The sequence below is a fragment of the Acetobacter aceti NBRC 14818 genome, assembly GCF_000193495.2.
GTDB lineage: Bacteria > Pseudomonadota > Alphaproteobacteria > Acetobacterales > Acetobacteraceae > Acetobacter > Acetobacter aceti.
In genome coordinates this window covers 1280973-1303045 of the sequence record NZ_AP023410.1, presented here as the reverse complement: position 1 = coordinate 1303045, position 22073 = coordinate 1280973, and the positions used below count along the sequence as shown (strand labels likewise).

At 58.6% G+C, this 22073-nt stretch carries 18 protein-coding genes and 2 tRNA genes; 17 read left to right on the top strand and 3 right to left on the bottom strand.

Annotation, left to right across the window (positions count from 1 at the left end; all coding sequences use genetic code 11):
* Positions 1–85: 85 nt before the first annotated feature.
* From EMQ_RS05860 to EMQ_RS05850, 3 genes are all read right to left on the bottom strand, one after another.
* A complete protein-coding gene (locus EMQ_RS05860) occupies positions 86–1462 on the bottom strand; it encodes a class I SAM-dependent RNA methyltransferase (RefSeq protein ID WP_010666854.1) in 1377 nt (458 codons plus the stop codon).
* The gene (locus tag EMQ_RS05855; RefSeq protein ID WP_010666853.1) at positions 1446–3656 is read right to left on the bottom strand and encodes a DEAD/DEAH box helicase; all 2211 of its coding nucleotides are present in this window, start codon (positions 3654–3656) and stop codon (positions 1446–1448) included. The genes EMQ_RS05860 and EMQ_RS05855 overlap by 17 nt, the downstream gene beginning before the upstream one ends.
* 173 nt (positions 3657–3829) lie before the next feature.
* A complete protein-coding gene (locus EMQ_RS05850) occupies positions 3830–4279 on the bottom strand; it encodes a membrane protein (RefSeq protein WP_026200181.1) in 450 nt (149 codons plus the stop codon).
* A gap of 139 nt (positions 4280–4418) precedes the next feature.
* Here EMQ_RS05850 and EMQ_RS05845 point away from each other — a divergent pair, with 139 nt between their 5' ends.
* The 17 genes from EMQ_RS05845 (at position 4419) to nuoI (ending at position 22029) form a co-directional block, all read left to right on the top strand.
* On the top strand, positions 4419–5852 hold the full coding sequence (locus EMQ_RS05845) for a bifunctional ADP-dependent NAD(P)H-hydrate dehydratase/NAD(P)H-hydrate epimerase (protein WP_010666851.1): 1434 nt from the start codon (positions 4419–4421) through the stop codon (positions 5850–5852).
* 159 nt (positions 5853–6011) lie between these two features.
* Positions 6012–6096 (top strand) — tRNA-Leu (locus EMQ_RS05840).
* Positions 6097–6216: 120 nt separating this feature from the next.
* Complete coding sequence (gene tig / locus EMQ_RS05835; protein ID WP_010666850.1) at positions 6217–7548, top strand: trigger factor; 1332 nt, start codon at positions 6217–6219, stop codon at positions 7546–7548.
* A gap of 257 nt (positions 7549–7805) precedes the next feature.
* The gene (gene clpP / locus EMQ_RS05830; protein WP_010666849.1) at positions 7806–8444 is read left to right on the top strand and encodes an ATP-dependent Clp endopeptidase proteolytic subunit ClpP; all 639 of its coding nucleotides are present in this window, start codon (positions 7806–7808) and stop codon (positions 8442–8444) included.
* A 123-nt stretch (positions 8445–8567) separates the two neighbouring features.
* The gene (gene clpX / locus EMQ_RS05825; protein WP_018308322.1) at positions 8568–9833 is read left to right on the top strand and encodes an ATP-dependent Clp protease ATP-binding subunit ClpX; all 1266 of its coding nucleotides are present in this window, start codon (positions 8568–8570) and stop codon (positions 9831–9833) included.
* A gap of 243 nt (positions 9834–10076) precedes the next feature.
* Positions 10077–12569, top strand: a complete 2493-nt coding sequence (lon, locus tag EMQ_RS05820) for an endopeptidase La (protein ID WP_026200182.1) — start codon at positions 10077–10079, stop codon at positions 12567–12569.
* A gap of 152 nt (positions 12570–12721) precedes the next feature.
* Positions 12722–13006 (top strand): HU family DNA-binding protein, encoded by a 285-nt coding sequence (locus tag EMQ_RS05815; protein ID WP_010668906.1) that lies wholly within the window; start codon positions 12722–12724, stop codon positions 13004–13006.
* A gap of 114 nt (positions 13007–13120) precedes the next feature.
* A tRNA-Val gene (locus EMQ_RS05810) sits at positions 13121–13195 on the top strand.
* Between the two features lie 354 nt (positions 13196–13549).
* The gene (locus EMQ_RS05805) at positions 13550–13915 is read left to right on the top strand and encodes an NADH-quinone oxidoreductase subunit A (protein ID WP_010668905.1); all 366 of its coding nucleotides are present in this window, start codon (positions 13550–13552) and stop codon (positions 13913–13915) included.
* A 53-nt stretch (positions 13916–13968) separates the two neighbouring features.
* Positions 13969–14541, top strand: coding sequence for a NuoB/complex I 20 kDa subunit family protein (locus EMQ_RS05800; RefSeq protein WP_010668904.1), 573 nt, complete (start codon positions 13969–13971; stop codon positions 14539–14541).
* On the top strand, positions 14534–15190 hold the full coding sequence (locus EMQ_RS05795; protein ID WP_010668903.1) for an NADH-quinone oxidoreductase subunit C: 657 nt from the start codon (positions 14534–14536) through the stop codon (positions 15188–15190). Before EMQ_RS05800 ends, EMQ_RS05795 begins: the two co-directional genes overlap by 8 nt.
* 13 nt (positions 15191–15203) lie before the next feature.
* Complete coding sequence (locus EMQ_RS05790) at positions 15204–16496, top strand: NADH-quinone oxidoreductase subunit D (protein WP_010668902.1); 1293 nt, start codon at positions 15204–15206, stop codon at positions 16494–16496.
* On the top strand, positions 16493–17122 hold the full coding sequence (locus tag EMQ_RS05785; RefSeq protein ID WP_010668901.1) for a complex I 24 kDa subunit family protein: 630 nt from the start codon (positions 16493–16495) through the stop codon (positions 17120–17122). Before EMQ_RS05790 ends, EMQ_RS05785 begins: the two co-directional genes overlap by 4 nt.
* Positions 17123–17137: 15 nt before the next feature.
* Entirely contained in the window at positions 17138–18472 is a 1335-nt protein-coding gene (nuoF, locus tag EMQ_RS05780; protein ID WP_018308325.1) for an NADH-quinone oxidoreductase subunit NuoF, read from the top strand.
* 5 nt (positions 18473–18477) lie between these two features.
* Complete coding sequence (nuoG, locus tag EMQ_RS05775) at positions 18478–20514, top strand: NADH-quinone oxidoreductase subunit NuoG (protein WP_010667124.1); 2037 nt, start codon at positions 18478–18480, stop codon at positions 20512–20514.
* A gap of 4 nt (positions 20515–20518) precedes the next feature.
* Positions 20519–21541 carry an NADH-quinone oxidoreductase subunit NuoH gene (nuoH, locus tag EMQ_RS05770; RefSeq protein ID WP_010667123.1) on the top strand — a complete coding sequence of 341 codons (1023 nt, stop codon included), beginning with the start codon at positions 20519–20521 and terminating at the stop codon, positions 21539–21541.
* Complete coding sequence (gene nuoI, locus EMQ_RS05765) at positions 21541–22029, top strand: NADH-quinone oxidoreductase subunit NuoI (protein ID WP_010667122.1); 489 nt, start codon at positions 21541–21543, stop codon at positions 22027–22029. Before nuoH ends, nuoI begins: the two co-directional genes overlap by 1 nt.
* The last annotated feature ends 44 nt before the right edge of the window (positions 22030–22073 follow it).

The following is a 22073-nucleotide window of genomic DNA, read 5'->3' as shown; positions in this document are numbered from 1 at the left end:
ATTATTTTGAAAGGATTCTCGAAACACAACTGGATACTGTTTTTAAAATAAGTCGTTAATAATTTTGACTGTAGATGTACTATAATTACTTATTATTTGTTTTCTCGCGCTTCTTTGAACTGTGAGAAAAGCGGCACACGACCTCTGTCTCGGCTGACCAGAGAAACTGATCAATGATCGTCAGGGCATCGATCCGATAACCAGCTTTCAGAAGGCGCTCAGTATCCCGGTAAAGAATGCGTGGGTTGCAACTGACATAAATAATGACCCTGGGCCGGGCGTCGAGAATGTCATCCATCTGCAAACCAGCACCGGCATGGGGTGGGTCGAGAACCACGGCCAGCGCTGAAGACAGTTCTTTTGCTTCGACAGGCTGTTTGTTCAGGTCTCTGAGGTGGGGTGTGATATTGCGCCCGGCTGATGCGCGGGTGAGGGCTTCTACGGCACCGGGATGCCCTTCGTAAGCCTCAACACGGGCATGAGTGGAGAGCCCAAAAGTCAGAGTGCCGCAGCCTGCATACAATTCAATGATTTTTGCTTTTCGACCTGTTGAAGGAGGAAGAGCGTCAAGAACAGCCGTGCGGATCGCCGTTTCGCCTTCGCGACTCGCCTGGAGAAAAGCGCCGGAAGGCGGCTCTATCGCCACGCCATCGAATGCGATGACGGAAGGCGCCAGCTGCACGAGAATTTCCGGATTCTCCTGCGAGGCTTTTTCCTTCCAGCACAGGCGCGAAATACAGTGGCTCTTACAGAATGCGGCAAGTTTTATGCGGTCAGCCGTGCTGGGGGGCGCGTCAGACGCCAGCAGAAGATCCGGCCCGGAATCGAGGAGGTTGATGACCAGATCGGCTTCTCTGCGAAAAAGATCCAGACGTTCCATTGCTGTGCGAAGCGCAGGGAGAAGTTTGACGATATCCGGATGTAGCAGCGAGCATTCCGTCAGATCGACAACATCGCCACCGCGTCGGTGCAGTCCAAGGATGACGCCATCATGCTTGCGTTTTACAGCAAGATCGGCACGGCGACGTGAGGCAGACGGCGTCTGAAATGATGCAGCCGGAGGAAGATCAACTACGCCGGCCCGGTGTAGTCCCGTCAGGACCTCAGTCGTCTTCCACTTTAGTATCCACTCTGCGGAAAGGTGCTGAAGAGAGCAGCCCCCACAGGTTCCGAACAGGGAGCAGGGTGGCGTCACACGCTCTGGCGCAGCGACACAGATTTCCTGAATAGTCGCTCGATCCTTACCCGTGCTGCGGGCAAGAACCTCATCGCCGGGTGCCGTATAAGGGATAAAGACGGGAGTCGCTTGCTGGACTCCGGCATCTGTCAGACGGCCAATACCATCACCACTGACACCGAGCGCTTCAATGCGATAGCGCCGGGGCGTCGGATCAATGGCTGTAGCGGGAGTCTGACGAGAATGAGGCCGCCGACGGCCTCTCCCTTCAGCTTTCCGTGCCATCCTCGCCCGTTGCTTCGATTGCGACCGGTACACGCCGGGGAAGCTTCATAAAGTTGGGGAGGTCGGCCCCGAAGCCGAGAACATTCTCATTCGGTGCATCGGCAATTTCCGAACCGCGACGGCGATTATCGTCACGCCGGTTACGGTCGTTCCGATCATTGCGTGGCGCCCGGCGGTCCTCACGCACAGCGGCCTGAGGGGCTGCGTCCACAGGAGCAGCTGTTTTCTCGACTTCTTTCTTGCGGGCAGCAGCTTCCGGCTGTTTCGGCCGTTCGGAAGAATCGCGTTCCCGGTCAGATCCGCGGCTGTTGCGTTTTTTCTTTCCGCGATTGCCGCGCGCTTCTTCTTCGCTCACCCATTCAAGCTGCGTGATTCCATCACGCTCCAGACGGGGGATGGGCTTGCCTGTCAGCGTTTCGATCGCTTCTGCGAGTTTACGATCGTAAGGCGTGGCAAGACTGTAAGCCTTGCCTTCCTTGCCAGCGCGGCCTGTCCGGCCGATGCGATGGACATAGTCCTCGGCATGGAAGGGAAGATCGAAGTTGAAGACGTGAGACAGTCCACCGATATCGATGCCGCGTGCGGCAACATCAGAGCAGACCAGAATCTTCAGTTCGCCAGACTTGAATTTTTCAAGTGTCTGGAAACGGACGGATTGCGGCAGATCACCGTGCAGGGCGCCCGCTGAAAAACCATGCTTCAGAAGTGACTTGAGCAGAACATCGACATCACGCTTGCGATTACAGAAAACGATCGCATTCTGAAGGTTTTCAGCCCGCAGCAGCTTGCGCAGGACTTTCCGCTTGTCGTCTTCGTCAACGACAATCAGGCCTGTTTCAATGGTCGTGGCCACAGTCGAAGGACGGCTGACCGTTATCTGCTTGGGCGAATGAAGGAACGCATCGGCGAGGCGACGAATTTCAGGCGCCATTGTTGCAGAGAAGAATAACGTCTGACGATTCGCTGGAAGCAAGCCGACAATCTTCTCAATGTCCGGAATGAAGCCCATGTCGAGCATGCGGTCGGCTTCATCGATCACGAGAATCCGTGTCTGCGTCAGCAGCAAGCCACCGCGTTCGAACAGATCAAGCAGACGGCCTGGCGTGGCGATCAGAACATCGACGCCCTTGTTCAGCACCTCTTTCTGGTCGGCCATGCTTTCGCCGCCGATCAGAAGGGCATGCGTCAGTTTCAGATGCTTGCCGTAATTGACGAAATTCTCGGCGACCTGAAGCGCCAGTTCACGCGTCGGCTCAAGGATGAGCGAGCGTGGCATCCGGGCGCGGGCGCGGGAGCCGGAGAGAATCTCCAGCATGGGCAGCGTGAAGGACGCCGTCTTGCCCGTGCCGGTCTGGGCGACACCCAGAACATCCTGACCATGCAGAACGGCGGGAATGGCCTGTGCCTGAATGGGAGTCGGATGGACGTAGCCCATCTCGGTTACGGCACGCAGAATTGGTTCCGAAAGTCCCAGATCCGCAAATGTGATCTGGCTGCTTTCTTCTGCAGCGTCCTTTTTGACAGGCTCTGCGGCTGGCTCAGGCGCTACAGGCGGATGAATCTCGGCTTCCGGCTCGACGATGCCGTCCAGAGCGCCACCGACATGAAGAGGGTGAGCTTCAGGCGCATTTTCGATCGTAGCCTCATCCGGAGATTTGGCTTCCGTTTTTGTGCTGCGACGGCGCGTTGGTTTTTTGGCTGCGGGCGCTGGAGCAGCTTCCGTGTCCGCACTTTTCGCAGCAGCGGCCTTGCGCGTGCGCGGCTTTTTGACCGGCTTTTCCTCGGCGACGGCCTCTGCCGACGTGGTTTCCTCTTTATCCGCTACGACAGGTTCAGCTTTTTTCCGCGTCGTGCGGCGTGGCGTTTTCGCAGCTGGCTTGGCCTCTGCGACTTCATCCGTTGCAGCCGGAGTTTCCACCTCAGCAGTCTCAGCCTTTTTCCGGCGAGTCCGCGTGGGCTTCTTAGGAGCGGCAGTTTCAGCGGCAGGAGCCACTTCTGCTGCGACAGTTTCCTCGACCGCTTTCTTCCGTCGTGTCGTCGCGCGCTTCGGAGCAGGCGCAGATGAGGCTTCAGCCTCAACCACAGCAGACTCTGTCGTCACCGCGTCGCCGGTCGTCGCGGCCTTGCGGGTGCGAGTACGGGGGGCCGCTTTACGCGGCTTTTTCTCGGTCGTGTCGGAAGCTTTGGGGCTCAAGTCGCTCTCAGATTAGGTCGGTCGCCGCAAAGGCGGGGCGCACAGAAGGGGCCGGAAAAAACCGGTGCCTGTCGGTAGGCCGTCCTGCACGAAAAATCAAGCGGCAGCCGTTTTGGTTTCGGACTGATCACAAGGGTTTTCCGGCAGAATAACCGTCAGGCACTCAAGAAAGTTTAAAGACCATGTCCAATTGACGCGCACAGGATGGCAAGCACACCGCAGGCGACGACACCCAGCATCAGACTGCGGATGGAATCGAATGTTTGTGGCTGCGGACGGATGGCGCGACGGGCTTTCTGATAGGGGCCGTAAAACACGCGCAGGAACAGGCCTGCCATGATCAGGCCGAGAACCTGCATGACGTTGGTGGTCCAAGGGATCGCTGCAAAGCCACCTTCATGCATGATCATGAGCCATCCGGTAATCAGCACGATCGGCATGATATGCCAAATCACGCGCAGAAAACGCTTCAGCGTCAGCAGATGCACGGCGCTGCGCTGGGCTTTGTCCAGCAGGGACAGGCTCGGGCGCAGGATGGCTACAGCATAGGTTGCGCCACCCACCCACACCGCCATCCCGGCGATGTGCAGCGTCAGAACAAGACTCCAGAGAATATGTGGCATGCGAACTCCATCGGACAGATCGGCTGTACGGTCGTAAGCTGTGTCGCCAATCAGAGCGTCGAACGCAAGGCTCACTGTTTTCTGGAGCCAGTTTCAGGCGGACTCGTTTCGCCGCATTGTCATAACGGAGGCACTCGTCATGTCCGGCCAGCCCGATAGATTCGCCGTCCTCTCCCCGAAGGAGATGGGCAGTATTGATCATATTGCATCTCGCACCATTCTTGTGGCGACCCTGATGGAGAACGCCGGTCGGGCAGTGGCGTTGGCCATAAAACATTTTACGAAACCCTGTCGTGTACTGGTGCTGTGCGGTCCCGGGAATAATGGTGGCGATGGTTATGTCGCGGCGCGTCATCTCGCTGGCATGGGGTGGCCTGTCGCCGTTGCCGCGCTGGCCGAGCCGCGTGAGGGAAGTGACGCGGCCTCTGTCGCGGCAAGGTTTCACGGTCCGCGTGTGCCGTTTTCTCCCGAGGAGGCTGCGCGGGTTGATCTGGTGATCGACGCCGTCTTCGGGGCGGGGCTCAGTCGGGATGTGCAGGAACCGGTTCCGTCCGTGTTGGCTGCTGCAAAACGCGTCGTCGCCATCGACATGCCTAGCGGCATTGATGGCGCAACCGGGTTGGTGCGTGGATACGCCCGCGCTGCCGATCTGACTGTGACGTTTTTTCGGGCCAAACCCGGTCACCTGCTGCTGCCGGGACGTGAATATCTCGGACAGTTCGAGGTGAGGGATATCGGGATTCCTGCTGAGACCCTGAAGGAAATTACCGTCACCACCTGGCAGAATGAACCCGGTCTCTGGAAGCTGCCTGTTCTCGGTCTTGAAGCGCATAAATATTCCCGTGGTGTCGTCAGTCTGAGTGCCGGTGAGGCGATGCCCGGTGCGGCGCGATTGGCGGCGGCTTCGGCGCGGCGCACAGGAGCGGGGCTTGTCCGGATAGCGGCGGGAAAGGCAGCGCCTGCGTTCCGGCTGGGGGAGCCGGGGCTTATTATCGACGAGGAGCCGCTGGCGGACCTACTGAAAGATCATCGGCGTCGGACGTGGATTTGTGGTCCGGGTCTTCTCCCTGAAGAGGTGGAGCAGGTGTTCCCGCAACTGGTTGCAGAGGATCGGCAGATTCTCGCTGATGCGGGAGCCTTTTCATGGGCGGCGGGCGCGCCGGACCGTCTGCGGGGGGCGGCAGTGCTGACGCCGCATGGCGGAGAGTTTGCCCGGGTCTTCGGTGCGCCGGGATCAGACCCTCTGGCTGCGGTGCGGGCGGCAGCCAAACAGGTGAATGCGGTGGTGGTTCTGAAAGGCGCGACCAGCGTGATTGCGTCACCCGATGGAAAAGTGGCGTTGAATACGCACGCCACCTCGGCGCTTGGAACGGCGGGTTCGGGCGATACGCTGACCGGCATTATCGGAGCCTTGCTGGCGGCGGGTATGGAGCCATGGGATGCCGCATGCGCAGGTGTGTGGCTGCATGGGGAGGCAGCCCTGCAGGCCGGAAACTGGCTGGTTGCGGAAGATCTTGACCGGTATCTCGGGAAGGCACGGGACAAGGCGACACGGCTTCAGACCGAACAGTGAAAGCGGTGGATGAAGTTCTGTGACATTCCGGTGAAGTCACTCTCGAACGTGTCGGAAATCACCTTAATTGCAGGATGCGGGCCGGAGTGACCTTGCCGTAAGGTTGAGACTGCGGTAATCGGTGCGCCCTCGGCGTTATGGGTTGCGCTGATAGGCCACGCGGGTGTGGTGGAATTGGTAGACACGCCAGATTTAGGTTCTGGTGACGAGAGTCGTGGGGGTTCAAGTCCCTCCACCCGTACCAGCCCTGTCACTGCGACAGCGGCTGGGTTTGCATCCCATAATTATTCTGCCGGAAGAGTTTTGGCGGTCGGTGAAGACCGCTGTGTATTGAAGAGTTCGCACGAGAGGATGGCCTGGGCATATGCAGGTTACTGAGACGCTTTCCGAGGGCCTGAAGCACGCCTTCACCGTGGTCGTTCCGTCGGCCGAACTCGAGAAGAAGGAAGAGGCGCGCCTCAAGGAAGTCGGCGCGTCCGCCAATCTTCCCGGTTTCCGTCCGGGCAAGGTGCCGCTGTCCGTGATCCGTCAGCGTTTCGGCGCATCCGTGAAGGGTGAAGTGCTGGAGCAGGCGGTGAATGACGCGCTGCGTAACCTCTTTGAGGAGCGTAACCTGCGTCCGGCGCAGCAGCCCAAGGTGGACGTTGTGTCCGGTGGTGACGGCAAGGGTGATCTTGAGCTGAAGGTTGAGACGGAAGTTCTCCCTGAAATCAAGGAGCCGGACCTGTCCGACGTGTCTCTGGTTCGCCTGAAGGCCACACCTGATGCCGCAACAGTGGACAAGGCTCTGAACGACATTGCGAAGCGTCAGCGTGATTTCGTGGTCGTTGAAGAGGATCGTCCGGCTGCGCAGGGTGACGCTCTGGTCGTCGATTTCGTCGGTAAGCGCGATGGCGTTCCTTTCGAGGGCGGCACGGCTGAAGACGTGAGCGTCGAGATCGGTGGAGAAGGGTTTATTCCCGGTTTCGCCGAGCAGCTCGAAGGCATGAAGCCGGGCGAAGAGAAGATCATCACGGTGACCTTCCCTGAGGAATACGGTGCGAAGGAACTGGCCGGTCAGGTCGCAACCTTCGACATCAAGGCGAAAGAGCTGAAGAAGCCGGTCGAGGTTGAGGTCAATGACGATCTCGCCAAGAAGATTGGCTTCGAGAACCTCGACAAGATTCGTGAAGTCATCACGAAGCAGGTTGAGGACGAGTATGAGCAGCTTTCCCGTCTGCGTCAGAAGCGTGACCTGCTGGACAAGCTTGCCGAGAAGACCGACTTCCCTGCTCCGGAAAGCATGGTTGAGGCCGAGTTCGAGCAGATCTGGGCCCGCGTTGAAGCTGATCGCAAGTCCGGCGAGCTGGATGAAGAAGATCAGGGCAAGGACGAAGAGACGCTCAAGGCCGATTATCGCAAGATCGCCGAGCGTCGCGTGAAGCTGGGTCTGCTGCTCGCCGAGATCGGTCGTGCGAAAGGCATCACGGTCACGCAGGATGAGATGGCCCGCGCCATCCGTGCGGAAGCCATGCGCTACCGTGGTCAGGAACAGGCTGTGTTCGACTTCTTCATGAAGAACCCGCAGGCTGCCGAGTCCCTTCGTGGCCCGATCTTCGAAAACAAGGTGATCGACTACATCACCGAGCTGGCGAAGGTCGAAGACAAGGATGTGACGCCGGAAGAGCTGGCTGACATGCCGGCGGCCAACGTCTGATAGTCTCACTGTTTTTACAGTAAGCGATAATGCGGCACTTTCTTCTTTTTCGGGAGGGAAGTGCCGTTTGTCTATGTGGCCTGCTGCGATGAGCGGGTCGGAAATGCAGGATTTTCACCCTATGGGGTGGCGCTGGGTCTGATTATCTCTATCTTAAGCAGACCGGGCGTTCTGTCTGGGTTGAACCTATCCTGTCCGGCGGGCAGGGGACGGGGCAGGATACACGGCGTAGCGGCATACAAGTCGGGAATGATGTGATGAGGGATTCGAACCCCGTAGAGATTTTTAACAACGCTCTTGTGCCGATGGTGGTCGAGCAGACTTCCCGCGGGGAGCGCGCGTTCGATATCTATTCGCGTCTTCTGCAGGAGCGGATCATCTTCCTGACCGGGCCGGTTTACGATCAGGTGGCTTCCGTTATTTCGGCGCAGCTTCTCTATCTGGAGAGCGTGAATCCAAACAAGGAAATCTCCTTTTATATCAACAGCCCGGGTGGCGTGGTTTCTGCTGGTCTCGCGATCTATGACACCATGCAGTATATCCGGAGCCCCGTGAGCACTGTGTGCATCGGTCAGGCGGCTTCGATGGGCTCCCTTCTTCTGGCCGGCGGCGCCGAGGGGAAGCGCTTCGCTCTGCCCAACGCCCGCGTGATGGTGCATCAGCCTTCAGGCGGTGCGCAGGGGCAGGCCAGCGATATCGAGATTCAGGCGCGTGAGATCCTCACGATTCGCCAGCGTCTCAACGAGATTTACCGCGAACATACAGGTCAGACGCTTGAAGATATCGAGCAGAAGCTTGAGCGCGACAGCTACATGTCCGCCGATGAGGCGAAAGCCTTCGGGATTGTGGATGAAGTTATCAAGAAACACCCGGCCCAGTCCGGCGAGAAGGCCTGAGCTTTCAGACAACGTCATGCCTGACTATCACTTGATGCGTCTTGCTGGTCCGGTTACGATTTTCGCTTTGCCCGGTAATATGACCGGGCGGCTCCGGATGGAGCCAAGATTAGGGGACTGCAGATGAACGCAAAGTCCGGCGATTCCAAGAACACGCTGTATTGCTCGTTCTGCGGAAAGTCACAGCATGAAGTCCGCAAGCTGATTGCGGGACCGACGGTGTTCATCTGTGATGAGTGCGTTGAACTCTGCATGGATATCATCCGTGAAGAGCACAAGACGACTCTGGTGAAGTCTCGTGACGGCGTGCCGACACCCAAAGAGATCTGCAAGATTCTCGACGATTATGTCATTGGCCAGTTCGAGGCGAAGAAGGTGCTCTCGGTAGCGGTGCACAACCACTACAAGCGCCTCGCCTACGCCCAGAAGAACAATGATGTCGAAATCTCGAAGTCGAACATCCTTCTGATCGGTCCGACCGGTTCTGGTAAGACACTGCTTGCGCAGACACTCGCTCGCATCATCGACGTGCCATTCACAATGGCAGACGCCACGACTCTGACCGAGGCGGGCTATGTCGGTGAAGATGTCGAGAACATCATTCTCAAGCTGTTGCAGGCAGCCGACTACAATGTCGAGCGGGCGCAGCGCGGCATCGTCTATATTGACGAAATCGACAAGATTTCCCGCAAGTCGGATAACCCGTCCATCACGCGTGATGTCAGCGGTGAAGGTGTCCAGCAGGCGCTTCTGAAGCTGATGGAAGGCACGGTTGCTTCCGTTCCGCCGCAGGGTGGTCGCAAGCATCCGCAGCAGGAGTTCCTGCAGGTCGATACGACCAACATGCTCTTCATCTGCGGTGGCGCGTTCGCCGGACTGGAAAAAGTCATTTCGGCACGCGGTAAGGGTTCGGGCATCGGCTTTGGCGCAGACGTTCAGGCTCCGGAAGATCGTCGGACAGGCGAGATTCTGAAAGGCGTCGAGCCGGAAGATCTGATCAAATTTGGTCTGATCCCTGAGTTCATCGGTCGTCTGCCGGTTGTCGCCACTTTGGGTGATCTCGACGAGACAGCGCTTGTGCAGATTCTGTCCGAGCCGAAGAACGCGCTGGTCAAGCAGTACGCCAAGCTGTTCCAGATGGAAGACGTGAAGCTGACCTTCACGGAAGATGCGCTCAAGGCGATTGCTCATCGGGCGATTGAACGGAAAACCGGTGCACGTGGGCTGCGCTCGATCATGGAAAGCATTCTGCTGACAACCATGTTCGAGCTTCCTGGTCTCGAAAACGTGGACGAGGTTGTCGTGAACAAGGATGTGGCTGAAGGAAAAGCCTCACCGGTCTTTGTTTACGGGAAGGCCAAAGAAAAACCAGCGGAGCAGTCAGCCTGACCGCTTTCGCGCGAAACCATGACATGCAGGTGGCTCCGTTTGAACGGTGCCACCTGATTCATGCGACCGGCTCTTGATAGTGCCGAAAATCATTCCGATATTCATCATAAGAAACGACCGCTCCGGAATTGGTGCCTTGAGGCGCTATCCGGAGAAATCCACCCGTTGCCGGGGCGGATGGGTGATGTGTGTGCCATTGAATGGGCGCGCATCGCTGGATCGTCCATTCAGGAGATCGGCATCATGACAGAAAAAACCAAAACACCGACGCCGCGCCGCAAGCGCACCAAGACTGCCGATACGACAACTGTGCCGGCAAAGAAGACCGCAACGAAAAAGGTTGTTGCTCCGACGACAGAGCGTGTGGCGGTTCTGCCGCTGCGTGACATCGTTGTGTTCCCTCACATGATCGTGCCGCTGTTTGTCGGCCGCGAGAAATCCGTGAAGGCGCTTGAATCCGTCACCAAGGATGACAAGAAAATCCTTCTGGTCGCGCAGAAAGAGGCGACGGTGGATGATCCGGGGCCAGACGACATCTATCGCTTCGGCACGACCTCCACCATTCTGCAGCTTCTGAAACTGCCGGACGGCACGGTGAAAGTGCTTGTCGAGGGCAATCAGCGTGCCCGCGTGGTCGCGCTTCACGATATTGACGGGCATTTCGAAGCCGATGTCGAATTCGTGACCGATGCGCCGGTTGAGACGGAAGAAGCGGAAGCGCTGGCGCGCGCCGTGGTCGGGCAGTTCGAGCAGTATGTAAAGCTCAACAAGAAGATCGCCGCAGAAGTGCTGGTATCGCTGAACCAGATCAGCGATCTGTCCAAGCTTGCCGACACGATTGCCAGTCATCTCAGCCTGAAAATTTCCGAGAAGCAGGAAATTCTCGAACTGCCGTCCGTGACGAAGCAGCTCGAGAAAATTCTGGCTCACATGGAAGCCGAGATCGGTGTTCTGCAGGTCGAGAAGCGCATCCGTAACCGCGTGAAGCGGCAGATGGAGAAGACGCAGCGCGAGTACTATCTGAACGAGCAGCTCAAGGCGATCCAGAAGGAGCTTGGCGAGGGCGAGGACGGCAAGGATGAAACCGCCGAAATCGAAGAAAAGATCGTCAAGACCAAGCTGAGCAAGGAAGCGCGGGAAAAGGCCGTCGGCGAGCTGAAGAAGCTGCGCGGCATGAGCCCCATGTCCGCCGAATCGACGGTAGTGCGCAACTATCTCGACTGGCTGCTGGGCGTGCCTTGGAAAAAGACCACCAAGGTGAAGAACGACCTTGATGCGGCCGAAAAGGTGCTCGACGAGGATCATTACGCGCTTGAGAAGGTCAAGGAGCGTATCCTTGAGTATCTCGCGGTCCAGAGCCGTTCAAAGAAGGTGAAGGGACCGATCCTGTGTCTGGTCGGACCTCCGGGCGTTGGCAAGACCACGCTGGCGCGCGCCATCGCCAAGGCTACGGGACGGCATTATGTCCGCATGTCGCTCGGTGGCGTGCGCGACGAGTCCGAGATTCGCGGCCATCGCCGGACCTATATCGGCGCGATGCCGGGCAAGATCATTCAGGGCATGAAGAAAGCGAAGGTTTCCAACCCGCTCTTCCTGCTTGATGAGATCGACAAGCTCGGCGCCGACTGGCGTGGCGATCCGGCCTCTGCACTGCTTGAAGTGCTGGATCCGGAACAGAACAGCACTTTCTCGGATCACTATCTGGAGGTCGATTATGACCTGTCGGATGTGATGTTTGTCACCACGGCAAACAGTCTCAACATGCCCCAGCCTCTGCTGGATCGTATGGAGATCATCCGTCTGTCCGGTTACACGGAAGAGGAAAAGCTCAACATCGCCAAGCGGCATCTAATCGCCAAGCAGGGTGAGGCGCATAACCTCAAGCCTGAGGAGTGGTCGATTTCCGATGCGGCGCTGATGGACCTTATCCGCTTCTATACCCGTGAGGCAGGTGTTCGTAGCCTTGAACGTGAGATCGCCAATCTGGCCCGTAAGGTCGTGAAGGAGATTGTCACCGGCAAGGCGAAGAAGGTGGCCATCACCGAGAAGAATCTCGGGAAGTTCGCTGGCGTGCGCCGTTTCTCGCATGGCGAGACCGAAGCCACCGACATGGTTGGCATGGTGACTGGTCTGGCATGGACGGAAGTCGGCGGTGAGATCCTGACGATTGAAAGCGTGATGGTGCCGGGTAAGGGCAACATCAAGCAGACAGGCAAACTCGGCGATGTCATGCAGGAAAGTGTGTCCGCAGCACTGTCCTATGTGCGGAGCAGAGCGCCCTATTTCGGGATCAAACCAACACTCTTCGAGAAGCGTGACATCCATGTCCATGTGCCCGAAGGGGCGACTCCGAAGGATGGTCCATCGGCTGGTATCGCCATGGCGACGTCGCTTGTCAGCGTTCTGACAGGCATTCCTGTTCGGCGTGACGTGGCGATGACGGGTGAGATCACCCTGCGTGGCCGTGTTCTCGCGATTGGAGGTCTGAAGGAGAAGCTGCTTGCGGCCCTGCGGGCTGGTATCAAGACGGTCTTCCTGCCCAAGGACAATGAGAAGGACATTGCGGAACTTCCAGAAACTGTGAAGAAGAATCTGGAACTGATCCCTGTTTCCCATGTGGATGAGGTGATTGGCCGCGCCCTTGTCAGGGTGCCGCAGCCGATTGAATGGGAGGACGAGAGCGAGCTGGTCGCGCCGATTGCGGCTTCGGGAACAACCATCGCAGTCGCTCACTGACAGATGTGAGGAAAAGGCAGGGGAGATGATTTTTGCGCCCCTGCCGCCGTCACTGGCTGTTGACGTGGCCGAAAACGGCTTCATAGTGCGCCGCGGAATGTCTCTGGCGGCACCGAGCCGTACGGGAGACTTGAACATGGAAAGGCGTATGTATGGACAAGCCGCTTAACAAGCAGGAACTCGTCTCGGTTGTTGCAGATGATGTAGACCTGCCCAAGGCGAAGGCTGGCGAAGTGGTTGACGCTGTGTTCTCAGCCATCGAGAAGGCTCTGAAGGGTGGACAGGAAGTCCGTCTCGTCGGGTTCGGCTCGTTCGTTACGGCTCACCGCAAAGCGACCAAGGGCCGCAATCCCCGCACTGGCGAGGAAATCGACATTCCGGCTTCGACGTCTGTACGTTTCAAGCCCGGCAAGACTCTCAAGGACGCAGTCAGCTAAGGCGCTGCCTCACTGAGTGCTTTGCAGACAGGCAAGACGGTTCTCACTGTCTTGCCTGTTTTTTTATGCTGTCGGGGCTTGATTGATCGTACTGTTTTGTCTACCCAATGCGACGGGCGATTAGCTTAGCGGTAGAGCATCTCGTTTACACCGAGAGGGTCGGCGGTTCGATCCCGTCATCGCCCACCATTTTCCTTAAAATTTAGTCCTGCGCACTGTTGGGCCAGCACTGGTCATCGTGTGCATTGTCATGCGGTCAGCGAATGTCCGGCTATGCGTTTGACGCACATGTCTATATTTATTTGTATATAGATATAATTTGGAAGCGGTCTTGGTGGGAGAGGTTGGGGTCTGGATAAGGCGTTCTTGGCGTGAAATTCATTTCGATGAATCCTGTTCACTATGCTGAACTCCTCACGGGAAAGTTTCTGAGTCGCGCCGGTATGAGGGTGGCCACAGGAACATTCCGGGCATAGTTTGGCCGCATTATCTCTCGGTTCGGGCGTAACGGCACGGATCCGGAAAATCATTACGGAGGGCGCTATGCCGTCGGTGATCAACGATTATCTTCCGGTTCTCATCTTCGGCATCCTGGCCGTGGTGATCGCGGGAGCCATGCTCGGCGCGTCCCTCGTGTGCGGGCATCAGAAGCCTTATGCGGAAAAACTGACAGCCTATGAGTGCGGTTTTGAGGCATTCGACGATGCACGGCGTCGTTTTGATGTCCGTTTCTATCTCGTTTCGATCCTGTTCATCATCTTCGATCTTGAGGTGGCCTTTCTGTTCCCGTGGGCGGTCAGCCTGTCACGGATCGGCTTCTATGGCTTTCTGTCGATGATGGGGTTCCTTGGCGTGCTGGGGATCGGCTTCCTCTATGAGTGGCGCAAGGGTGCGCTGGACTGGGATTGATCCGTGGTGCTGACGGACGTGACTGCAACGGCAGTAAGGGTGGAGAACACGCAATGAGCGGTGATAATGCTGTGGGTTCGGACGCCAATATCGTCTGGAACCGTGATGCGGTGCCGGCGGGGCCGGAACAGGACGCTATCGTCCGTGGCATCACGGGCGAGATCAGTGAAAAAGGCTTTGTGGTCGCCAGTCTCGACAAACTCGTGAACTGGGGACGTACAGGCAGTCTCTGGCCGATGACGTTCGGTCTCGCCTGCTGCGCCGTTGAAATGATTCACGCCTATATGCCGCGTTATGATCTTGACCGGATGGGCATCATCCCGCGTGGTTCGCCGCGTCAGTCCGATGTGATGATCGTCGCCGGAACGCTCACCAACAAGATGGCTCCGGCTCTGCGTCGTGTTTACGACCAGATGGCTGAACCGCGCTGGGTGATCTCGATGGGCTCCTGCGCGAATGGCGGTGGCTACTATCATTATTCCTATTCGGTTGTGCGTGGCTGTGACCGTGTCGTGCCGGTTGATGTCTATGTGCCGGGCTGTCCGCCGACAGCCGAAGCGCTGATTTACGGCATCATGCTGCTGCAAAAGAAAATCCGTCGGACAGGGACGATTCTCCGTGGCTGATCAATCCACTGCACCCGTCGCCAGAGGCAATTCCTGTCTCTCTTTTCTCGCCTTTACGCTTTCCACGTCACTGCCGGGCATCTCGTCCGCCGCCATTGAGGGCGGGGAACTTGTGGTGCGGGCGGATCGTGATCGTCTGATCCCGTTGATGATGCTTCTGCGTGATGATCCGCGGTTCCGGTTCGAACAGCTTATGGATCTGTGTGGGGTTGATTTCCCTCAACGTCCAGAACGCTTCGATGTGGTCTACAACCTCCTGTCCGTGAGCCTGAACCAGCGTGTCAGGGTGATCGTGACGACGGATGAGCTGACACCAGTCGCTTCCGTGCATCAGATCTGGCCCTGCGTCACATGGTGGGAGCGCGAGTGTTACGACATGTATGGCGTGCTGTTCTCGGGTCAGCCGGATCTTCGTCGCATCCTCAGTGACTACGGATTTGAGGGGCATCCGCTCCGCAAGGACTTCCCGCTGACCGGTTACACGGAAGTTCGCTACGATCCTGAGCGTCGTCAGATCGTGCGCGAACCGGTCACGTTGACGCAGGATTTCCGTGACTTCGACTTCGTGTCTCCCTGGGAGGGCGTTCTGACGCTGCCGGGTGACGAGCGGGCGCATGAACTGCGCCAGATCATGAAAAAGATACAGTGACAGGAGCCGGAGCATGACAGAGGCCCTGAAACAGGACGAAAACCTTCTCGGTCTGCATGACAGTTTGGGTGAAGGTCCGCTGCCTGAGACCCTGCTGCCGGAGCCGGTAGCAGAGGAGGAAGTGGAGCGTCGGACTGTCGAAATTGACAGCCATGCGCTGAATTTCGGTCCGCAGCATCCGTCAGCCCACGGCGTTTTGCGTCTTGTGCTGGAAATGGAAGGCGAGGTTGTGGCGCGTGCCGTGCCGCATATCGGTCTGCTGCATCGCGGCACGGAAAAGCTGATCGAATACAAGACCTATCCCAAGGCGCTGCCGTATTTTGATCGGCTCGATTACGCGTCTCCGATGTGCGAGGAGCACGCTTTCGCACTGGCGACTGAGAAGCTTCTGGGGATTGAAGCGCCGGATCGCGCCAAGTGGATCCGGGTGATCTTTGCGGAAATCACCCGTGTCCTGAACCATATCCTCAACCTGACGGCGATGGGGCTGGACTGCGGTGCGGTGACGCCGGCCCTCTGGGGATATGAAGAGCGCGAAAAGCTGCTTGAGTTTCATGAGGCGGTTTCCGGCGCGCGTTTCCATGCCAATTACTTCCGTCCCGGCGGTGTCGCACGCGACATGCCTGCCGGGATGGAAGAGAAAATCGCAGCTTGGGCCGAAGAGTTCCCGGCTTGGATCGATGATCTCGAAAGCTTGTTGACGGAAAACCGTATCTGGAAACAACGTACTGTCGGGATCGGTGTGTTTACCAGCGAACAGGCGCTTGCCTGGGGCTGGAGTGGACCGTGTCTGCGTGGTTCCGGCGTGCCGTGGGATCTGCGGCGTTCCCAGCCGTATGACAATTACGACAAGGTCGATTTCGAAATTCCCGTGGCACGGCATGGCGATTGTTATGATCGCTACCTCGTCCGCGTGGCTGAAATGCGCGAGAGCGTGAAGATTATCAAGCAGAGTCTGGCGCAGATCAAACCCGGTGCGATCAAGGTGCAGGACCCCAAATTCTCGCCGCCACCGCGTGCCGAGATGAAGCGGTCGATGGAAGCGCTGATCCATCACTTCAAGCTGTTTACCGAGAGTTATCATGTCCCCCCGGGCGCGACTTACACGGCGGTCGAAACGCCGAAAGGTGAATTTGGCGTCTATCTCGTGGCTGACGGCAGCAATCGTCCGTATCGCTGCAAGATCAGACCAACGGGTTTTGCGCATCTGCAGGCGATTGATGAACTCTCTCGACGAGGCATGCTGGCTGACGCCGTGGCGATCATCGGCTCGCTGGATCTCGTCTTTGGTGAGGTGGACCGATGAGCACTGTCACAAACGTGCATCCTGATCACTTCGAATTTGATGAGATCAGCGAAGGTGAAATCGCGACGATCCTCGCCAAGTATCCGCCCGAGCGGAAGGCGAGCGGGGCTCTGCCACTGCTCTATGTCGCGCAGAATCAGATGAAGCGTCAGACAGGCAGCGCCTGGGTGCCGACCGTGGCGATGGATGCTGTAGCTGAGAGGTTGGAAGTCGCGCCGATCCGTATCTACGAGGTCGCGACCTTCTACTTCATGTTCAATACCAAGCCGATCGGGAAGTATCATCTTCAGGTCTGCACGACGACATCCTGCTGGCTGCGTGGCTCCGATGATGTGCTGTCCGCCTGCAAAAAGGCGGCCGGTATCCATAATGTTGGTGAGACCAGCGAGGACGGCCTGTTCACACTGAGTGAGGTCGAGTGCCTTGGGGCGTGCTCCAATGCGCCGATCCTTCAGGTGGATAATGACTTTTTCGAAGATCTCGATGGCCCGCGCACGGAAGCACTGATTGAGGCGCTGAAGCGTGGCGAATATCCGGAGCCCGGTCCGACCAACGGGCGTCATGGTGCGGAACCGGAGGGTGGCCGTCGGGTGCTGCTCGAAGAGACCGGTTCCGGTCAGGGTTGAGGGAGATCTGCGACGATGCTGAGCGATAAGGACCGGATCTACACCAACCTGTATGGCCAGAATGACTGGCGACTGGCTGGTGCCCGCGCCCGTGGTGACTGGAACGATACGAAGGCGATCACCGACAAAGGACGGGACTGGATCGTCAGCGAGATGAAGGCGTCCGCCCTGCGCGGCCGCGGAGGGGCAGGCTTCCCGACCGGCGTGAAATGGTCCTTCATGCCGAAAGGCGATGGACCGGCACCGCGCTACCTCGTCATCAACGGTGACGAGTCCGAGCCGGGCACCTGCAAGGATCGCGAGATCCTGCGTCATGAACCGCACAAGCTGATCGAGAGCGCGCTGATCGCCTCTTTCGCGATGGGGGCGCATGCGTCCTACATCTATGTGCGCGGCGAGTTCTATAACGAAGCGCGTCACCTCCAGATCGCCATCGATGAAGCGTACGAAGCCGGGCTGCTCGGCAAGAACGCTGCCGGCACGGGCTGGGATTTCGACTTCTATCTGCACCGTGGCGCAGGCGCTTACATCTGCGGCGAGGAAACGGCCCTGCTAGAAAGCCTTGAAGGCAAGAAGGGTCAGCCGCGCATGAAGCCGCCGTTCCCGGCTGGCGCGGGGCTGTATGGCTGCCCGACGACAGTGAACAATGTTGAGTCGATTGCCTCGGCGTCTACGATCCTGCGACGCGGGGCGGCATGGTTCTCCGGCCTTGGTCGTCCGAATAATGCGGGCACCAAGCTGATGGCCATTTCCGGCCATGTGAATACGCCGTGCGTGTTCGAGGAAGAACTCGGTGTCCCGATGAAGGAAATCATCGAGAAGCACGGCGGTGGTGTTCGCGGTGGATGGGACAACCTGCTGGCGGTTATTCCGGGCGGCTGTTCAGTGCCGCTGCTGCCAAAGGACATCTGCGAAACGGTGCTGATGGACTATGACAGCCTGCGGGCGGAGCGATCCGGTCTCGGCACGGGCTGCATGATCGTCATGGACAAGTCCACCGACATCATCAAGGCGATCGCCCGGTTCTCACAGTTCTTCAAACATGAAAGCTGCGGTCAGTGCACGCCATGCCGTGAAGGCACCGGCTGGATGATGCGCGTCATGAACCGCATGGTCGAAGGGCGCGCCGAGATCGAGGAAATCGACATGCTGGAGCAGGTCACACGGCAGGTCGAAGGTCACACGATCTGTGCGCTTGGCGATGCGGCGGCATGGCCCATTCAGGGGCTGATCCGGCATTTCCGTCCGGTCATGGAAGAACGTATTCGCGACTACAAGCGGCAGCATGGTGGCTCCCAGCAGGTGCAGGTGCCTGCGGGAACGCCCGCAGCAGCGATTGCGGCGGAGTAAGGCTGATGGTCAGAGTCATTGTTGACGGCACGCCGGTCGATGTCGCTCCCGGTTCCTCAGCACTTCAGGCGTGTGAGGCGGCGGGCAAGGAAATTCCGCGTTTCTGCTATCATGAGCGCCTGTCGGTCGCGGGTAACTGCCGCATGTGCCTCGTTGAGGTCGCACGCGCTCCGAAGCCGGTCGCTTCGTGTGGTTTTCCCGTAAACGAGGGGATGCAGATCTTCACGGACACGGAAACGGTCCGCAAGGCGCGTCGTGCGGTGATGGAGTTCCTGCTCATCAATCACCCGCTCGACTGTCCGATCTGCGATCAGGGCGGCGAGTGTGATCTGCAGGATCAGGCTTACGGCTACGGCAGTGGCATTTCCCGTTATCACGAGGAAAAGCGCGCCGTTACCGACAAGAATCTCGGCCCGCTGGTAAAGACGGTGATGACGCGCTGCATTCAGTGCACGCGCTGTGTCCGTTTCAGCGCGGAAGTGGCGGGCACGCCGGAACTGGGTGGCATCTCGCGCGGTGAGAACCTTGAGATCACCACTTATGTTGAAAAGGCGCTGACCTCGGAACTGTCTGGCAACCTGATCGATATCTGCCCGGTCGGCGCGCTGACCTCCAAGCCGGGCGCTTTTCAGGTTCGTCCGTGGGAACTGCGAAAGACCGACGCCATCGACGTGATGGATGCGGTCGGCACCAATATCCAGATTCAGGCGCGTGGCGGCGAGGTGAAGCGCATCGTTCCCCGCGTGAATGATGAAGTGAACGAGGAATGGCTGTCCGATAAGGGCCGTTTTTCCGTCGATGGGCTGAAGCGTCGTCGCCTCGATCGTCCGTGGGTGCGCGTGCATGGCAAGCTGCACCCGGCAAGCTGGCAGGACGCTTTTGTCGCCATCGCCAAACGGCTTGAAGGCGTGCAGGGCAGCCGGATCGGCGCGATTGTCGGCGATCTGTGTGACGCCGAGAGCATCATGGCTCTGCGCGATCTGATGTGGTCGCTCGGTTCGCTCAATCTCGACTGCCGTCAGGATGGCGCGAAATACGATCTGTCGGATCGTTCGCGTTACACATTCGCCAGCGGTATCGTCGGCATTGATGAGGCGGACGCGATCCTTGTGGTCGGAGCCAATCCGCGTCTGGATGCACCGGTTCTGAACGCCCGTATCCGCAAGCGCTATCTGTCGCTGGGACGTGGTGGCCTGCCGATTGGTGTCATCGGCACGCTGACCTCCGACCCGACATGGGCTTACGAGGATCTGGGCAGCAACCCGGTCTCGGTGAACGGTCTGCTGAGCGGCACAGTCGAGTTCGTCGAAAAGCTCAAGGCTGCCAAGAAGCCGATGATCATCGTTGGTCAGGAAGCACTGACCCGCGAGGACTCTGACGCAATTCTGAAAGCCTGTCGCGCTTTGGCGGAATCGGTTGGCGCACTGACAGAGGGCTGGAACGGCCTGAACATCCTGCATACGGCGGCATCGCGCGTTGCAGCGCTCGACTTGGGCTTTGTGCCACGGAACGGTGGCCGCAGCCTGCGCGGGATGCTGAGCAGTGGCGTCGATGTGCTGTGGCTGTTGGGCGCGGACGAGTTCTCCGTGAACGCCATCAGCCCGGAAACATTCGTGATCTATCAGGGGCATCACGGCGATGCGGGTGCCGCCCGTGCCGACGTGATCCTGCCGGGTTCGGCCTACACCGAGAAGTCCGGCACATGGGTCAACACGGAAGGCCGTATCCAGCGCAGTTTCCAGGCAGTTTTCCCGCCGGGCGAGGCAAAGGAAGACTGGAAGATCATCCGCGCCGCCTCGGAAGTGCTGGGCGCGAAGCTGCCGTACGACACGATCGAGGCGCTGCGTGAGCGACTTCAACTTGGCGTGTCCTCGGCAGCAGGCGAAACGGCGGACGAGCCGGGTGTCGACGCCATTCAGGCCAAGCCGCTGCTGGCGTCCTCCCGGAGTTATTACCTGACAAACCCGATCAGCCGGTCCAGTCCGACCATGGTCGAGTGCGCGGAAGTCTACGCGCCGAGTGTGGCTGTAGCGGCGGAGTAGGAACGTGGCTGACTTTTTCTTCCATACGCTTGCTGGCCAGCTCATCCTGATGGTGCTGGAGACGCTGGCGGTTCTCGTGCCGCTGCTGATCGCCGTGGCTTACCTTACGCTCATGGAACGTAAGGTGATGGCGGCGATGCAGTTACGTCGTGGTCCAAACGTGAACGGCATCTTCGGCCTGCTTCAGGCTTTCGCCGACGCGATCAAGATGATCACCAAGGAAACGATCATCCCTGCCGGGGCCAACCGTTTCCTGTTCCTGTTCGCTCCGTTCCTGACGTTCTCGCTGGCCATGACGGCGTGGGCAGTCATTCCGACAGGTAACGGACTGGCGGTCGCCAACATCAATGTGGGTATCCTCTACCTGCTGGCGATCTCTTCGCTCGGTGTTTACGGCATGCTCATCGCGGGCTGGGCGTCGAACTCAAAATACGCCTTCCTCGGCAGCCTGCGATCCGCCGCCCAGATGGTGTCCTACGAGGTCTCCATCGGTCTGGTGATTGTCTCCGTGCTGCTGGCGGTGGGGAGCCTGAACCTCAACGACATCGTGCTGGCGCAGCGTCATGTCTGGTTCTGCGTGCCGATGTTCCCGATGTTCATCCTGTTCTTCATCTCGGCGCTGGCCGAGACGAACCGGGCGCCATTCGATCTTCCCGAAGGCGAGAGTGAGCTGGTGGCGGGCTTCTTCGTCGAATATTCCTCGCTCTCCTTCGGTCTCTTCTTTCTTGGTGAATATGCCAACATGATCCTCATGTCCGGCATGGTCAGCATCCTGTTCCTCGGTGGCTGGCTGCCGCCGCTCGGCATCGCGCCGCTGACATGGATCCCGGGACCGCTCTGGCTGATCGCCAAGATCCTGTTCTGTCTTTTCGTCTTTATCTGGACCCGCGCAACGTTCCCCCGTTTCCGTTATGACCAGCTCATGCGGCTTGGCTGGAAAGTGTTCCTGCCGTTCTCGCTGCTCTGGATGATCGCGACCGCCGGGTTCCTGCTTGCAACGGGTCTTCTGCCGCAGGGAGTAAGCTGATGGCTGGCATGGATCGTGCGCTGAAGGCTTTTCTGCTGACGGAGATCATCTCCGGCATGGCCTCGACATTCAAGACAATGTTCAAGCCGAAAGTCACCATCAACTACCCTTATGAAAAGGGACCGCTTTCCCCGCGTTTCCGTGGTGAGCACGCGCTGCGTCGCTACCCGAACGGCGAGGAACGCTGCATCGCCTGCAAGCTGTGCGAGGCGACCTGTCCGGCGGAAGCGATCGTGATTGAGGCTGAGCCGCGTGACGACGGCTCCCGTCGCACCACGCGTTACGACATCGACATGACGAAGTGCATCTATTGCGGCCTGTGCGAGGAAGCCTGTCCGGTGGATGCGATTGTCGAAGGTCCGAACTACGAGTTCGCCACGGAGACCCGTGAAGAGCTTATGTACAACAAGGAAAAGCTGCTCTCGAACGGCGACCGCTGGGAGAGCGTGCTGGCACGGAGGCTCGAGCTCGATGCGCCTTATCGCTGATCGGCCCCACGCTATGTCCGTAGCCGTGTCCGCCGCCTGTTTCA

Coding starts and splice junctions, on each gene's coding strand:
- nuoG (WP_010667124.1), top strand. CDS start 18,478: ATGGTCAGAGTCATTGTTGACGGCACGCCGGTCGATGTCGCTCCCGGT.
- EMQ_RS05805 (WP_010668905.1), top strand. CDS start 13,550: ATGCCGTCGGTGATCAACGATTATCTTCCGGTTCTCATCTTCGGCATC.
- clpP (WP_010666849.1), top strand. CDS start 7,806: ATGAGGGATTCGAACCCCGTAGAGATTTTTAACAACGCTCTTGTGCCG.
- EMQ_RS05790 (WP_010668902.1), top strand. CDS start 15,204: ATGACAGAGGCCCTGAAACAGGACGAAAACCTTCTCGGTCTGCATGAC.
- EMQ_RS05845 (WP_010666851.1), top strand. CDS start 4,419: ATGTCCGGCCAGCCCGATAGATTCGCCGTCCTCTCCCCGAAGGAGATG.
- nuoI (WP_010667122.1), top strand. CDS start 21,541: ATGGCTGGCATGGATCGTGCGCTGAAGGCTTTTCTGCTGACGGAGATC.
- lon (WP_026200182.1), top strand. CDS start 10,077: ATGACAGAAAAAACCAAAACACCGACGCCGCGCCGCAAGCGCACCAAG.
- EMQ_RS05860 (WP_010666854.1), bottom strand. CDS start 1,462: ATGGCACGGAAAGCTGAAGGGAGAGGCCGTCGGCGGCCTCATTCTCGT.
- EMQ_RS05800 (WP_010668904.1), top strand. CDS start 13,969: ATGAGCGGTGATAATGCTGTGGGTTCGGACGCCAATATCGTCTGGAAC.
- nuoF (WP_018308325.1), top strand. CDS start 17,138: ATGCTGAGCGATAAGGACCGGATCTACACCAACCTGTATGGCCAGAAT.
- tig (WP_010666850.1), top strand. CDS start 6,217: ATGCAGGTTACTGAGACGCTTTCCGAGGGCCTGAAGCACGCCTTCACC.
- clpX (WP_018308322.1), top strand. CDS start 8,568: ATGAACGCAAAGTCCGGCGATTCCAAGAACACGCTGTATTGCTCGTTC.
- EMQ_RS05850 (WP_026200181.1), bottom strand. CDS start 4,279: ATGCCACATATTCTCTGGAGTCTTGTTCTGACGCTGCACATCGCCGGG.
- EMQ_RS05815 (WP_010668906.1), top strand. CDS start 12,722: ATGGACAAGCCGCTTAACAAGCAGGAACTCGTCTCGGTTGTTGCAGAT.
- EMQ_RS05785 (WP_010668901.1), top strand. CDS start 16,493: ATGAGCACTGTCACAAACGTGCATCCTGATCACTTCGAATTTGATGAG.